Below are 12,868 nucleotides of genomic sequence, written 5' to 3'. Positions count from 1 at the left end.
TTTAATACTATTTATATCTTATTTAAAAATATTAAGTTTTTATTTTATTTTAAATTTAAAATGTGTAATATATCATTAATAATATATATTAAACTTTTGTTTTGGAAGTAAAGATCTTGGATAAATTAATTCCTGTTTGGGATGAAAAATATAGTATCAATGATGAGAAAATAGATGCTCAACATCAAAAACTTTTTGAACTTGCAGCAAAAATAGAAAATGCGGTTTATAAATTTGTTCAAAGAGATGAGTTAAAAGAAATTTTAACAGAACTTTTTAACTATATGAAAGAACATTTTAGTAATGAAGAAGATTATATGCAAGAAATTCATTATCCTTATTTAAATGAACACAAAATCATGCATAAAAATATCATTCATGATATGTCTTATCTTATACAAAACATAAAAACCACTAATGATTTAAAAGAAAAACTTTATACTATAATGTCAGAGTGGCTTTTAGAACATATATTACATCATGATGTTATGATAGGAAATTGGCTTTCGGATCAAATTTTAAGCAAACAAGAAGAAGAGCTTGAAAAAATCAATGAAGAAATATTATACGAAAACACTCCAACAACTCCTACCGCCAAACAGGTAAAACATAAAGAATATGAATTTATCTATTCTTGCCCTTGTAGAACAAATCACATACTTTCATATACAGAACATCTTGACATTCTTTGTCATAAAAAACAATTAAGATGTAAAAAATGTCAAAAAAATTTATTCTACGTTAAAAGTGAGTTAAAGGATTAAAAATGTTTCCAAAATGGGATGATAACTATAGCGTTCATAATGCAAAAATAGATGAACAGCACAAAAAACTTTTTGAACTTGCAGGTAAAGTAGAGTTTATGTTTGATAAACCTGTTTACAAGGATGATGTAAAAGCTTTATTGGCTGAATTTTTTAACTACATGAAAGATCATTTTAATGATGAAGAAAAATACATGAAACTTATAGGATATCCTGACTTAGAAGAACATAAAAGAATTCATAAAGAAATCATTCAATCCATGATAGATCTTATTAAAAATATAAAGTCCACTAATGATTTAAAAGAGAAGCTTTACACAGTTTCTAAAAAATGGCTTTTAGAACATATACTCTATGAAGATATGAAGGTTGAACAATACAGAAGATCTTCTTTAGCTTCTGAAGATGATGGGGAAGTAAGCTTTGAAGAAGTTAAAGAAGAAAAAGATGATGAAAATGCAGTTTATCTTTATACATGTGAGTGTGTGGGACAAATGCATGATGTGCCTTTTGGAATTCATCAAAAAATTCAACTTAAGGGCGTAAAATTCAAATGTAAAAAATGCAAAGAAGCCATACAGTTTTATAAAAAATATTCAGAAAATTTCTAATTAACTATTTATGCGTTAAAATAATAAATAAAGTATAAGTTAGACAAAGAAGGAAATTTAATGGATAAAAAAATAAAATATTTTATTTTGGATAAATTTAACTATTCCTATCCTATACTAACCAAAGATACAAAATGCTCATTTTGTGAAAATTTTTTCCCGATAGAATATAGCTCAAACTTAAAAACAATAGAAAAAGAATGTCCATTTTGCAATAATAAAATGGACATTAAACTTAAAGACTAAGCCTTAGTTTTACTTACAATATTAATAATATTTGAAGCTACTTCATCAGCAAGTTCTAAATGAGAAGTAAAACCTACACAAGAACAATTAATCTCACCTAAAACATATTTATCATTGCCCTTTTCATCAGTATCTAAAATAAAATCAGCCGTCCAAATCAATGGTAAGTCGTAATTGCCTAATTTTTCCCTTACCTTAGGAAGCTCGCCTAAAAACATATCCACCAAAGTTTTCCAATCTTCTGGCTTATCATAGCGATATTTTGCCCCACTAAAAAGCGTAGCAGAAAAAGCATCAGCATCTTCGGCTGGTTTTTTATGCACTACATTTACAGGGGTGTTATAAAGCATTAAAAGTCTGATTTCACCTTCTTTAATGCGCGGTAAAAAAGTCATATCCACAAGCATACCATTATCACCTATGATATATTGCTCACAAAAATCCATAAATTCCCCAAGCTCTCTATGTTCTACATGATTATCCTTAGCTTCTGTGCATTTGATTTTTGTGTTTAAAGGCAAACTATCTCCACTAACATTATCCTCTACACTCACACGCCAAATTCCCTCTCCTGTAGAGCCACGATTTTGTTTTAAAACCCTTTCACCTTTAGCCAAACTTTTTGGAAAATTTTCTTTAAAAGTCTTAATATCATAGTAAGCATAAGTATCGCTTGGAACAAGATCAGTATCTGCTAATTTTGTAAGTGCATCTTTAGCGCCATAACCTATCATAGCATCAGGATGAGGCATGCCTACAAGCTTATCGGCACAAAGTTTTCTTAACATATCAAAATACTCATTTTCTTCTTTAAGATTGCCAGGATTGATGCGAGAAACATAACCATCAAAATTTTCTTTCACATATTTGTAAATTTCATCTTTTTTACCCACTTCAAAAAAAATCACCTCAGCATTCCAACCCTTAGCTTTTAAGGCATTTACCATAGGCATGGTATCTTTTCTATAGCCATCTTCACCTTTATCACTCCCACCTTTAACTTCGAAAAAAACAATATTTTTTTTCATTATTTTACTCCTTATCTAAGATATAAATAATTATTGCATAAAAATATTACAAAAATTAAATAAAAATATTTATATATTTTATCTAGCGTTTATAAAACTGCTATTAGTCTTATAAGCGATTTCGATTAAGCTTTTACTTATCAAGCTTGATGTTTGTCCTTCTAGGCGATTAAGAAATTTATCAATCTTATCTTCTTCTTTCCAAGCAGGATTTGAAACATTAGCAAGTTTTTCAAGCTCCTTTTTAGCATTTTCATAATTACTAAGCTCATCTATAAGACCAAGCTCCTTAGCTTTGGCAGCTAAAAATACTCTTGCATTTGCCCATTGATCTTTTTTATTAAGATCTAATGCTCTTTCCTTGGCAACAAAACCTGTAAAAAGATCATAACTTTGATCAATTAAACCCTGTAAAAAATTTCTTTCATTCTCATTCCAAGCTCTTGCAAAAGTTCCAGCACTTTTAAATTCACCCGCTTGAATAGTTTGTTCTTTAATACCGAGTTTATTAGCCAATCCGCTTAAATCAGCTCCTTGCATAATCACACCGATAGAGCCTATAAAACTTGCTGGATTGGCTAAAATTTTATTTGCTCCAACTCCTGCTAAATAACTTCCACTTGCCATAGTTCCGCTTGCATAGACAAGCACAGGCTTTTTAATTTTTAAATCCTTTATAGCTAGAGCTAGTTCCATACTAGGAGCAAAAGCTCCACCAGGAGAGTCTATAACAAAAAGCACTCCTTTAATATTGCTATCATTTTTAGCATTGATAATTTTTTCCAAAACCGCAGAGCTGTCAAAAATTTCACCCTTTAAATCAATGCGTTCTAAATTTGCAAGATTGGAGCTTGAATTTGCACTAGGCATTAAAATCCATATAACAATCAACAATAAAACAAAGGTTTTAAAATAAGTATTGATAAATTTTATACCGCATCCTAAAGCCTTAAAAAATGATTTTAAAATTTGCATTCTTTTCCTTTTATAAATAATTTATCCACTTCCTTAGCATTTAAAATAAACTGCAAAGGAGCTTGCTTTTTATCACATTCTCCTAGCTCAAATACGCTAAAATCAGCAATTTTACCTTTTTTAAGCTCTCCTAAATTTAAATTTAAAGCCCTTGCAGGATAAAGCGTTGCCATTTGCAAAAGCTTAGAAGCTAACTCCAATAAATCAAAATTCTTATGTATAAGCAAATTCGCGCGCATTTCATCAAGTAAGGACAATGAAATATTTGAGCTAAGTCCATCGGTTCCCAAATGGATATTTAATCCACTTTTTAAAGCCGTTTTTAAATCTAAGCTTTTTTGACTTAAAAGACGATTTGAAAATGCACAATGTGTGATAGAATGTAAATTTTTATCTAACCATTCATATTCTTTTAGATAAACACAATGCGTAAAAAGAGTCCTTACTCCTTTAAAGAGTTTAGCAAAATCCTTTGGTGTATAAAAAGGCTTAGGATGAAGTGTGAAATTTTCAAGCCATTTTTTAAAACCCCCTTTAGACTCTCTCAGCCAGATATTTTCAGCCTTACTTTCTAAAAAATGCGTACTAACTAGCAAATTTTGCTTTTTAGCTAAATCAAGAGCAAAATGAGCCAAACTAGGATGAGTTGAATAAGGGGAATGAATCGAAATTGCTGGGATAAAAAAATCATTTTTAAATTTCAAAGAATTTTCAAATCTTTTTAAAAATTCTTGTTTTTTATCTTCAACTTGATTTTCATTTGTACCCAAAATTTCATTAAAAAATACTATACGCACACCCTTTTGACTAGCCTTTAAGCAAGGATCTAAATCACTCCCAAAACTTGAAATTTCACCTATGGTGCCTATACCGCTTTTTTGCATTTTTTTAATGCTTTGAAGTATTAATTCTTCTTTGGCCTGTGTATTTAGCATGGAGCGAGAATTTATAATACTTTTAAGCCAAATTAAAAATTCTCCAAAATGCAAAGTTGTCGAATTTGCACTAAATTCTAAGTGTGTGTGAGGATTTATAAAAGCAGGTAAAATAACCGAATTTTTAGGTGTTTTAATGATTTTAGCCTTGGGATATTTTTTTCTTAAATTATCCAATTCACCCAATTCTAAAATTTTATCTTCAAAAACAAAGGCTTGATTTTCTAGTATTGTAAAATCTTCATCGCATAAAAAAAGATATCTTGCAGCAGCTATAAACACGATTTTCCTTTCAAAAATTACATTGTAGCAAAAATTTATTTTTAAAATGTTATAATAAAAGGTTAAAAAATAAATTTTTAAGGTTAAATCCATGAAAATAATGATTATCCAAGGCCCAAATGTTAATATGCTTGGCGTAAGAGAAGTGGGAATTTATGGTGCTATGAAAATGGAAGAAATTCATGAGCAAATGAAAATTGCAGCATCACAAAACAATGTAGAACTTGACTTTTTCCAAAGTAATTTTGAAGGTGAAATCGTAGATAAAATTCAAGAATGCCTTGGAACAGTTGATGGAATTATTATCAATGCAGCAGGCTATACTCATACTTCAGTAGCTATTCGCGATGCTATTGCAGCAGTAGCTTTACCTACAATTGAAGTACATATTAGCAATGTTTATCGCAGAGAAGAATTTCGTCAAAAAAGTCTTATAGCACCTGTATGTTCTGGAACTATTGTTGGTTTTGGTCCTTTTGGCTATCACTTGGCTTTAATGGGTATAATTCAAATTTGCGAACAAATAAAAAATTTGCGCGCGATGCAACAAGCACAACAAACGAATAAATAATAATGCTAAAAATTCAAGGAGTAAAACACTTTGAAAAAAGTCGTTTTTTTCCTTTTTTTAGTCAAAATATACGATCTTTTAAATATTTAGCTCTTATAGGCTTAGGAAGCAATATAGAGCCCGAAAAAAAAAGATTTGATATGCTTTTTCGAGTAATGATGGATGATAAAAGATTTAAAATTTTATCCACATCTCCTATGTTGATAAATGAAGCCTTTGGTTTTAAAGAGCAAAAAGATTTTACCAATGCTGTTATGTTGATACAAACTAATTTGCATGCACGAGCACTTTTGAAAGTTTTACTTTATTATGAAGTAAAATTTAAACGCAAGAGAACTTTCAAAAACGCTCCTAGAACGCTTGATTTAGATCTTTTATACTTTTCACAAAAAGTCAAGCGTGATAAGTGGTGTGAGGTGCCTCATAAAGGGGCTAAAGAAAGAGTGAGTGTAATTTTGCCTTTAGGCATGATATAAGGAATATAAATGGGACAACTTATACATACTTTTACTGTTGAAGATACAGAACAAATTATACCCAAAGTAAAAGAAGATTACGGAGATAAAGCTTTAATTATAACAAATAAACAAATTCGTCCTAAAACCTTAAATCGCAGTGCGCTTTATGAGGTTATGGTAGCCATAGAAGAAAGCGACTATGAAGAACACTTAAAAAAACAAGGAAAATCTTTACCTGCAAAAAAAAGCTCGCCAAAACCATCTTCTACCTCTCTTGCAGAAGAAAAAATTAGATCTCAAATCCCTCAAGAAGATGAAGATGTAGTCTTGGATTTCTCAAACACTCGCTTAAATACACATTTAAACACTGTAAAAAACAATGGCTTAACTAAAAAAACCCATCAAGATTTTCCACAAAACAAAATCAACCCTCATCAAAATAAGACTCTAGGCTTTGATGATTTTAAAGAAAAACTAAGTGAAGTTAGCAATGAAATTTCTAAAGTCACAAACACACCTTTAGAAAATTACACCCCTAATCCAAATTATAATAAAAAAATAGAAAATTTTGAAAAGCAATTTGAAAAACAAATCAACAAGCTTAACGATAAAATAGATCTTCTTGCAGATATGATGTGGGACGATAAAGCTGAAGCTAGAAAAAATCTTATGATACCTCCTGAATTTGCAAGTATTTATAAACAAGCCAAAGAAAGTGGAATGCTTGAAAATCATCTAGAAGCGATTATGAAAGCAACTATAGAAAATATGCCAGCTGCTATGAAAACCAACAAAGATGCAGTTCAAAGATATTTTCACTCACTTTTAAGAAATATCTTGCCTTGTCGCGTTGAAAGCGATATAAAAAAACAAAAAATCATGATGCTAGTAGGCCCAACAGGAGTCGGAAAAACAACAACATTAGCTAAGTTAGCTTTTCGCTATGCTTATGGAGATAAGCGTTATAAAACAGGTATTATTACGCTTGATACCTATAGAATCGGTGCGGTTGAGCAACTTTTTCAGTATGCAAAAATGATGAAACTTCCTATTATTGATAGCATAGAACCAAAGGATTTAGATGAAGCGATAAAAAGCTTAAATAATTGCGAAGTAATTTTAGTTGATACTATAGGAAATTCACAATACGATCAAAGCAAACTTGCTAAAACTAAAGAATTTTTAATGCACTCAAATGCAGAAATTGATGTAAATTTAGTGGTTTCTGCAAACACCAAACATGAAGATTTAATGGAAATTTATAAAAATTTTTCATTCTTAAATATTGATACTTTGATTATTACTAAATTTGATGAAACAAAGGTTTTTGGAAATATCTTCTCTCTTATTTATGAAACGAATATTCCTCTAAGCTTTTTCTCTACAGGACAAGAAGTGCCAGATGATTTAGAAGTAGCCAATAGTGATTTTCTAGTTCATTGTATTTTAGAAGGGTTTAATAAAGGAAAAAATAATGAATAACCAAGCAAATAAACTTCGCAATCTCATGAGTCAAAATGGAACCAAAAAATCCCAAAACACTCATTTTATAGCTATTACAAGTGGAAAAGGTGGCGTTGGAAAAAGTACGATTAGCGCAAATCTAGCCAATGTTTTAGCAAATAATGGCTATAAAGTTGGGCTTTTTGATGCTGATATTGGCTTGGCAAATTTGGATGTCATTTTAAATGTACGCATACAAAAAAATCTCTTGCATGTTTTACGTGGAGAATGCTCCTTGGAAGATATTTTAATAGAAGTTAAGCCAAATTTATGGCTCATCCCAGGCGAAAGTGGAGATGAGATTTTAAAATATAATGATAAAAATATTTACGAGAGATTTTTAAATCAAGCAAGTATTTTAGATGAGCTTGATTTTCTTATTATCGACACAGGTGCGGGTATTGGTGGAAATATTTTAAATTTTTTAGAAATGGCTGATGAAGTTATAGTAGTAACTGTTCCTGATCCTGCAGCAATTACCGATGCGTATGCAACCATAAAAACAACTTCTAAGACAAAAGAAAATTTACTAATGCTCTTTAATGTTGTAAAAAATGAAAATGAAGCTTTAAAAGTTTTTGAAAATATTAAAAAAGTTGCAGATGCAAACATTAAAAATCCTTTAAATTTAGAATTCTTAGGTCATTTAAGCGCTTCTAAAGATGTAAGTGGTAGTATTAAAAAAAGAACTTTATTTAGCGATGAAAACACAGCCTCAAGTGATGAGCTTAAAGCCCTAGCCTCCAAGCTTTTATATAGATTGGAACGGAAAGTGCTTGATAATGTTTCAAATCGTAGTTTTTCAAGTTTTTTTAGAAAAATTATTGAAAGATTTTAGCAATAAAGAGAAGAGATTATGAGGCCAGAAAATTACGTAGCATTTTTCACTGTTTGTGGATTTTTTATAGGACTTGCATTTAGCATTATTAGTATAGATGAAGCCTTTGATATACTGATTTTTACTTGTTTTATTACTTTTATGTTTTATGTTTTTGTTCATATTGCTATTATGAATTTTATAGATGTAAAGAAAATTAGTGGCAGAATCTTTAATAAACACGATTATGAAAAAACTAGCAATAATATTATCAACGATTTAGTTATTCGTGAAAAGAAAATGGATATAATTTTAGAAAAGCTCAATGAAGAAAGAGAAGAGCTAAAGAAAAATGAATCCAAAGAAAGACGAAGAAATGCTAAAAGAGCCGCCTAAAGCTTATGCACAAATGCTAAAGAAAGAGCAAGATGAGCTTGTGCTTTCTTACATGCCAGCTCTGCGCGCTATGGCTTTTAGACTAAAAGAACGCTTGCCTTCAAGTATAGATGTTAATGATCTTATTAGCATAGGCGTTGAAGAAATGATAAAGCTTTCACGCCGTTACGATAAAGAACAAAATGATAACTTCTGGGGTTTTGCAAGAAAAAGAGTTAACGGCTCTATGCTTGATTATCTTAGAAGTCTTGATGTAATGAGTCGCAATAATCGCAAAATTATTAAAGATATTGATGCAATCATGGATGAATATTTCCTTGAGAATGAATGCGAACCTGATGATGAGTATCTAGCCAAAAAACTTGATTTAGATGTAGAAAAAATCAAAGAGGTAAGAACAGCTCATGCTATTAGCTATACCCTGCCCATCGATGAGCAAATCGAACTTTATAACGAAGACAATACTTTAGAAAAAATTGAAAAAGAAGAACTTTTAGAAAAAATTCACGAAGTGCTAGATGATCTTAAAGAGCGCGATCAGTTAATTATTCAGCTTTATTATTATGAAGAATTAAGCCTAAAAGAAATCAGTGAAATTTTACAAATCAGTGAAAGCAGAATTTCACAAATTCACAAAAAACTTCTTAAAAAACTTAGAGAAAGGCTAGTGTAATGGCTGAGATACTTTCCCAAGAAGAAATTGATGCTCTACTTGAAGTTGTCGATGATAACACCGACACACCCATAGCCTCAAATTCAAAAGATGAAAAAGATGAAAGAAATATCGTTGTATACGATTTTAAGCGTCCAAACAGAGTTTCAAAAGAACAACTTAGGACGATTAAAGGCATACATGATAAATTGGCAAGAAATTTAGCCTCTCAAATTTCATCAATGATGAGAAGTATTGTTGAAACTAAACTTCATTCAGTCGATCAGATGACTTATGGAGAGTTTTTAATGTCTTTGCCAAGCCCAACAAGTTTTAACGTTTTTTCTATCAAACCTTTAGATGGAAACTGTGTTTTAGAAATCAATCCAAGCATAGCTTTTCCTATGATAGACAGGCTTTTAGGTGGTCAAGGCGATAGCTATGAAGCTTCGCGTGAGCTTACGGATATTGAGCTTAATTTGCTTGATTCTATTTTACGTATCATTATGCAAAGACTTAAAGAAAGCTGGGCTACCGTAACTGAAATTTATCCTAGTATAGAAGCTAAAGAATCAAGTCCAAATGTTGTGCAAATCGTATCTCAAAATGAGATTGTTATCATGGTAGTAATGGAAATCATCATAGGAAATTCAAGCGGTATGGTAAATATCTGCTATCCTGTAGTGCATTTAGAAAGTATATTAAGCCGTTTGGCAAACCGCGACATTATGATGGGTGAAACCTCAGCCAAAAAATCACGCAACAAAGAACTTAAAACTTTAATCGGTCGTGCTGAAGTGGTATATGAGGCAATTTTAGGAAAAACTCTAATTAATGTTCATGAATTTTTAGAACTTAAACAAGGTGATATCTTAAGACTTGATAGAGAAGCAGATGATAAAGCTATAGTAAGCATCGATAAAAAAGATGTTTTCTTGGCACAAATTGGATTGCATCGTTTTAGAAAATCTATTAAAATTTTAGAACTCATACGCACAGATAAAGATGAAATCAAAGAAATTTTGGAAAAATACGAAGAAGAACGTAAAGCTAAAGCTAGTGTTTATGATGAGCCTGAAGAGGAGGATGAAGAAATATGATCAATGATTTTTTAAAAATGTTTACAAATGAATGCATCAGCACCATTGAAGGTTTAACAGGAAAAAGTGCTGAATTTAGCGAATATAAAGAATTTGATGTCAATGCAAGTGATACTTTAAAAGCACCTTTAGTGTATGCTATATTTGATATAGCAAATGGTGGAAAAATAGGAATTTTAGCCGGTGCTGTTTTAATGAGTGCTATTGGTGAATGGATGATGGGCGAAGAAGAGATCACCAAAAACGATAAACTAGGTCCTGATGAAATGGATGCAGCTAAAGAAGCCATCCAAAATATCGTTTCAGCGTTTTCTACAACTTTAGGAGCTCAAAAAGACATTCCAAAAATGGATTTTAGTATAGAATCTTGTGAATTTGTGCCTGAAAGCGTAGATTTTAAAGATTTTAAAAAATTATTTTTATATGATGTAAAAATAGGTGATTTAGAAGAACAAGTTTCTTTAGCCATGGATCAAACACTTCACAACATCCTAAGCGGAAAACCTGCTGAAACAGGAAATACAAGCACTGATTCTAATCACAACGCTGAAGAAAAAGCAATAATGCTTAGCGAAGAACTTAAAAATATCAATCTTATCATGGATGTTCGTTTGCCTGTGCGTGTGCGTATAGGCAATAAAAAAATGCTTTTAAAAGATGTTTTAACTATGGATATAGGTTCAGTTGTGGAGCTTAATCAACTTGCAAACGATCCGCTTGAAATTTTAATCGGAGATAAAAGAATTGCTTATGGCGAAGTAGTAATTGTCGATGGTAATTTTGGCGTTCAAATTACAGAAATCGGATCTAAAAAAGAAAGATTAGAGCAATTAAGATAAAATTACTCTATAAATTTAAAAAAATTAGCTATAATCATTTTTTATAGTTTTGCCAAAAAGGTATTTGATGGATACAAAAATCATAAAAGATGTTGAAAAATTTGAAAATATACCCGAGCTAGAAAAGGCTGTTACTTTTTTTGGTTCAGCAAGACTTAAAGAAGATAATTTTTATTATCAGCAGGCTAAAATTTTGGCACAAAAATGTGCTCAAAATGGTTTTTGTGTGATAAGTGGTGGTGGTGGAGGCATTATGCGCGCAGCCAACGAAGGCGCTTTTTCACAAAAAAATAATACAAATTCAATAAGTTCTGTAGGGTTTAATATATTTTTACCTCACGAGCAAAAACTTAATGATTTTGTAGAATATAATATTACTTTTGAGAGCTTAGCCATACGCAAAATGGCTCTTATTGAAAAGAGTCTAGCTTTTGTGATCTTCCCAGGCGGCTTTGGAACACTTGATGAATTGTGTGAAATTCTTACATTAAAACAATTAGAATTTAAAAAAGATGTTCCTATTATTTTGTTTGGGAGTGAATTTTGGCGAGGTTTTGATGAGTTCGTCAGAAATTCTTTACTCAAACTTGAAGTGATTTCTAAAGGAGATGAGTTAAAGTATAAGATCACTGACGACTTGGATTTTATAATTAATACTTTAAAGGAAATTTAATGAAAATTCTAGTCGCTATGAGCGGTGGAGTTGATAGTACAGTCACTGCTTATAAACTTAAAAATTTAGGTCATGAAGTTATAGGTTGTTATATGAAGCTTCATGGCAAACCAAATTACCACGAAGAAAATATCAAAAAAGTAGAAAAAGTTGCAAATTTTTTACAAATTCCTTATCATATTTTAGACTTACAAGAAGATTTTAAAAACAAAGTTTATATGCCTTTTGTGGATACTTATAAAGAGGGTAAAACACCAAATCCTTGCGCTTTATGCAACCGCTTTATCAAACTTGGAAAACTTTTGGAATTTGCTAAAAGTTTAGGTTGTGAAAAACTTGCCACAGGGCATTATGCAAGACTTGAAAACAACTTAATAAAAACCGCAGTAGATGAAAGCAAGGATCAAAGCTATTTTTTGGCTAGTGCAGATAAAGAAGCTTTAAAATATCTTATTTTTCCACTAGGCGAAATGAAAAAAGAAGATGTGAAAAAATTTGCTTCCACTATAGAGGTTTTAAAATCTTTTGCCACTCAAAAGGAAAGTTCTGAAATTTGCTTTGTTGAAGATACTTATGTGCAAGTTTTAGATCAGTTTATGGATACAAAAATTCCTGGAGAAGTATTAGATAGTAGCGGAAAAGTGGTGGGCAAACATGAGGGCTATATGCACTATACCATAGGCAAAAGAAGGGGTTTTGAAGTGCGTGGGGCACATGAACCACATTTTGTTTTAAAAATCAATCCTAAGCAAAATCAAATCATCGTAGGAACCAAAGAAGAACTTAAAATCAGTGAATTTAAGCTAAAAAATATCAATCTTTTTATAGATGCTAAAGAGCTTGATTGCGAAGTAAAAATCCGCTATCGTTCAAAATCTACACCTTGTAAGGTAGAAATTTATGAAGATAAAAGCGCAAAAATCACTCTAAAAGATCCTGTTTATGGACTTGCTAGCGGACAAATGGCAGTCTTTTATGATATTGATAAAGTCATAGCAAGCGGTTTTATAGAATAATT

Annotated in this window: 16 protein-coding genes; 13 read left to right on the top strand and 3 right to left on the bottom strand. The window is 31.0% G+C overall.

Annotated elements, in window-relative coordinates; genetic code table 11:
• Positions 1-116 precede the first annotated feature (116 nt).
• From ELQ09_RS06875 to ELQ09_RS06865, 3 genes are read left to right on the top strand one after another with little or no spacing between them, the layout of a single operon-like run.
• Positions 117-764 (top strand): hemerythrin family protein, encoded by a 648-nt coding sequence (locus tag ELQ09_RS06875; protein ID WP_002871084.1) that lies wholly within the window; start codon positions 117-119, stop codon positions 762-764.
• A gap of 2 nt (positions 765-766) precedes the next feature.
• The gene (locus ELQ09_RS06870; RefSeq protein WP_070316445.1) at positions 767-1,375 is read left to right on the top strand and encodes a bacteriohemerythrin; all 609 of its coding nucleotides are present in this window, start codon (positions 767-769) and stop codon (positions 1,373-1,375) included.
• A gap of 60 nt (positions 1,376-1,435) precedes the next feature.
• The gene (locus tag ELQ09_RS06865) at positions 1,436-1,621 is read left to right on the top strand and encodes a hypothetical protein (protein WP_052793667.1); all 186 of its coding nucleotides are present in this window, start codon (positions 1,436-1,438) and stop codon (positions 1,619-1,621) included.
• On the opposite strand, the gene ELQ09_RS06860 is transcribed toward ELQ09_RS06865, so the two are convergent.
• The 3 genes from ELQ09_RS06860 to ELQ09_RS06850 all read right to left on the bottom strand — a co-directional run bounded on the left by ELQ09_RS06860 (position 1,618) and on the right by ELQ09_RS06850 (position 4,841).
• Positions 1,618-2,649: a Cj0069 family protein gene (locus ELQ09_RS06860; protein WP_134224921.1), complete on the bottom strand. Its 1,032-nt coding sequence runs from the start codon at positions 2,647-2,649 to the stop codon at positions 1,618-1,620. The genes ELQ09_RS06865 and ELQ09_RS06860 overlap by 4 nt on opposite strands.
• A gap of 78 nt (positions 2,650-2,727) precedes the next feature.
• Entirely contained in the window at positions 2,728-3,624 is an 897-nt protein-coding gene (gene sppA / locus ELQ09_RS06855) for a signal peptide peptidase SppA (RefSeq protein ID WP_070316443.1), read from the bottom strand.
• Complete coding sequence (locus ELQ09_RS06850; protein WP_134224923.1) at positions 3,612-4,841, bottom strand: metal-dependent hydrolase; 1,230 nt, start codon at positions 4,839-4,841, stop codon at positions 3,612-3,614. The genes sppA and ELQ09_RS06850 overlap by 13 nt, the downstream gene beginning before the upstream one ends.
• A 91-nt stretch (positions 4,842-4,932) precedes the next feature.
• Between ELQ09_RS06850 and aroQ the strand changes: the two genes are divergently transcribed.
• From aroQ to mnmA, 10 genes are all read left to right on the top strand, one after another.
• Entirely contained in the window at positions 4,933-5,412 is a 480-nt protein-coding gene (gene aroQ, locus ELQ09_RS06845) for a type II 3-dehydroquinate dehydratase (protein WP_134224924.1), read from the top strand.
• Positions 5,413-5,414: 2 nt separating this feature from the next.
• On the top strand, positions 5,415-5,888 hold the full coding sequence (gene folK, locus ELQ09_RS06840; protein WP_002851803.1) for a 2-amino-4-hydroxy-6-hydroxymethyldihydropteridine diphosphokinase: 474 nt from the start codon (positions 5,415-5,417) through the stop codon (positions 5,886-5,888).
• 9 nt (positions 5,889-5,897) lie between these two features.
• On the top strand, positions 5,898-7,352 hold the full coding sequence (gene flhF, locus ELQ09_RS06835) for a flagellar biosynthesis protein FlhF (RefSeq protein WP_070316442.1): 1,455 nt from the start codon (positions 5,898-5,900) through the stop codon (positions 7,350-7,352).
• The gene (gene flhG, locus ELQ09_RS06830; RefSeq protein WP_002854691.1) at positions 7,345-8,211 is read left to right on the top strand and encodes a flagella biosynthesis ATPase FlhG; all 867 of its coding nucleotides are present in this window, start codon (positions 7,345-7,347) and stop codon (positions 8,209-8,211) included. Before flhF ends, flhG begins: the two co-directional genes overlap by 8 nt.
• 18 nt (positions 8,212-8,229) lie before the next feature.
• Positions 8,230-8,586 carry a hypothetical protein gene (locus ELQ09_RS06825; protein WP_002854547.1) on the top strand — a complete coding sequence of 119 codons (357 nt, stop codon included), beginning with the start codon at positions 8,230-8,232 and terminating at the stop codon, positions 8,584-8,586.
• The gene (locus tag ELQ09_RS06820) at positions 8,567-9,259 is read left to right on the top strand and encodes an RNA polymerase sigma factor FliA (protein WP_002883199.1); all 693 of its coding nucleotides are present in this window, start codon (positions 8,567-8,569) and stop codon (positions 9,257-9,259) included. The genes ELQ09_RS06825 and ELQ09_RS06820 overlap by 20 nt, the downstream gene beginning before the upstream one ends.
• Positions 9,259-10,338, top strand: a complete 1,080-nt coding sequence (gene fliM, locus ELQ09_RS06815) for a flagellar motor switch protein FliM (protein ID WP_002851710.1) — start codon at positions 9,259-9,261, stop codon at positions 10,336-10,338. Before ELQ09_RS06820 ends, fliM begins: the two co-directional genes overlap by 1 nt.
• Positions 10,335-11,177: a flagellar motor switch protein FliY gene (fliY, locus tag ELQ09_RS06810; protein WP_052799639.1), complete on the top strand. Its 843-nt coding sequence runs from the start codon at positions 10,335-10,337 to the stop codon at positions 11,175-11,177. The genes fliM and fliY overlap by 4 nt, the downstream gene beginning before the upstream one ends.
• A gap of 67 nt (positions 11,178-11,244) precedes the next feature.
• Positions 11,245-11,850 carry a TIGR00730 family Rossman fold protein gene (locus tag ELQ09_RS06805; RefSeq protein WP_052785502.1) on the top strand — a complete coding sequence of 202 codons (606 nt, stop codon included), beginning with the start codon at positions 11,245-11,247 and terminating at the stop codon, positions 11,848-11,850.
• The gene (gene mnmA, locus ELQ09_RS06800) at positions 11,850-12,866 is read left to right on the top strand and encodes a tRNA 2-thiouridine(34) synthase MnmA (protein WP_052785501.1); all 1,017 of its coding nucleotides are present in this window, start codon (positions 11,850-11,852) and stop codon (positions 12,864-12,866) included. The genes ELQ09_RS06805 and mnmA overlap by 1 nt, the downstream gene beginning before the upstream one ends.
• Positions 12,867-12,868: the final 2 nt, after the last annotated feature.

The sequence above is a fragment of the Campylobacter sp. CH186 genome (genome assembly GCF_004378925.1).
In the GTDB taxonomy this organism is placed as follows: domain Bacteria; phylum Campylobacterota; class Campylobacteria; order Campylobacterales; family Campylobacteraceae; genus Campylobacter_D; species Campylobacter_D jejuni.
The sequence above is the reverse complement of the archived record's forward strand: the minus strand, read 5'-3'. Positions and strand labels throughout refer to the sequence as shown.

Bases quoted from the DNA above. Each gene is read 5' to 3' on its own strand.
- ELQ09_RS06870 (WP_070316445.1), top strand. From the start codon at position 767: ATGTTTCCAAAATGGGATGATAACTATAGCGTTCATAATGCAAAAATA.
- ELQ09_RS06865 (WP_052793667.1), top strand. From the start codon at position 1,436: ATGGATAAAAAAATAAAATATTTTATTTTGGATAAATTTAACTATTCC.
- ELQ09_RS06860 (WP_134224921.1), bottom strand. From the start codon at position 2,649: ATGAAAAAAAATATTGTTTTTTTCGAAGTTAAAGGTGGGAGTGATAAA.
- sppA (WP_070316443.1), bottom strand. From the start codon at position 3,624: ATGCAAATTTTAAAATCATTTTTTAAGGCTTTAGGATGCGGTATAAAA.
- aroQ (WP_134224924.1), top strand. From the start codon at position 4,933: ATGAAAATAATGATTATCCAAGGCCCAAATGTTAATATGCTTGGCGTA.
- folK (WP_002851803.1), top strand. From the start codon at position 5,415: ATGCTAAAAATTCAAGGAGTAAAACACTTTGAAAAAAGTCGTTTTTTT.
- flhF (WP_070316442.1), top strand. From the start codon at position 5,898: ATGGGACAACTTATACATACTTTTACTGTTGAAGATACAGAACAAATT.
- flhG (WP_002854691.1), top strand. From the start codon at position 7,345: ATGAATAACCAAGCAAATAAACTTCGCAATCTCATGAGTCAAAATGGA.
- ELQ09_RS06825 (WP_002854547.1), top strand. From the start codon at position 8,230: ATGAGGCCAGAAAATTACGTAGCATTTTTCACTGTTTGTGGATTTTTT.
- ELQ09_RS06820 (WP_002883199.1), top strand. From the start codon at position 8,567: ATGCTAAAAGAGCCGCCTAAAGCTTATGCACAAATGCTAAAGAAAGAG.
- fliM (WP_002851710.1), top strand. From the start codon at position 9,259: ATGGCTGAGATACTTTCCCAAGAAGAAATTGATGCTCTACTTGAAGTT.
- fliY (WP_052799639.1), top strand. From the start codon at position 10,335: ATGATCAATGATTTTTTAAAAATGTTTACAAATGAATGCATCAGCACC.
- ELQ09_RS06805 (WP_052785502.1), top strand. From the start codon at position 11,245: ATGGATACAAAAATCATAAAAGATGTTGAAAAATTTGAAAATATACCC.
- mnmA (WP_052785501.1), top strand. From the start codon at position 11,850: ATGAAAATTCTAGTCGCTATGAGCGGTGGAGTTGATAGTACAGTCACT.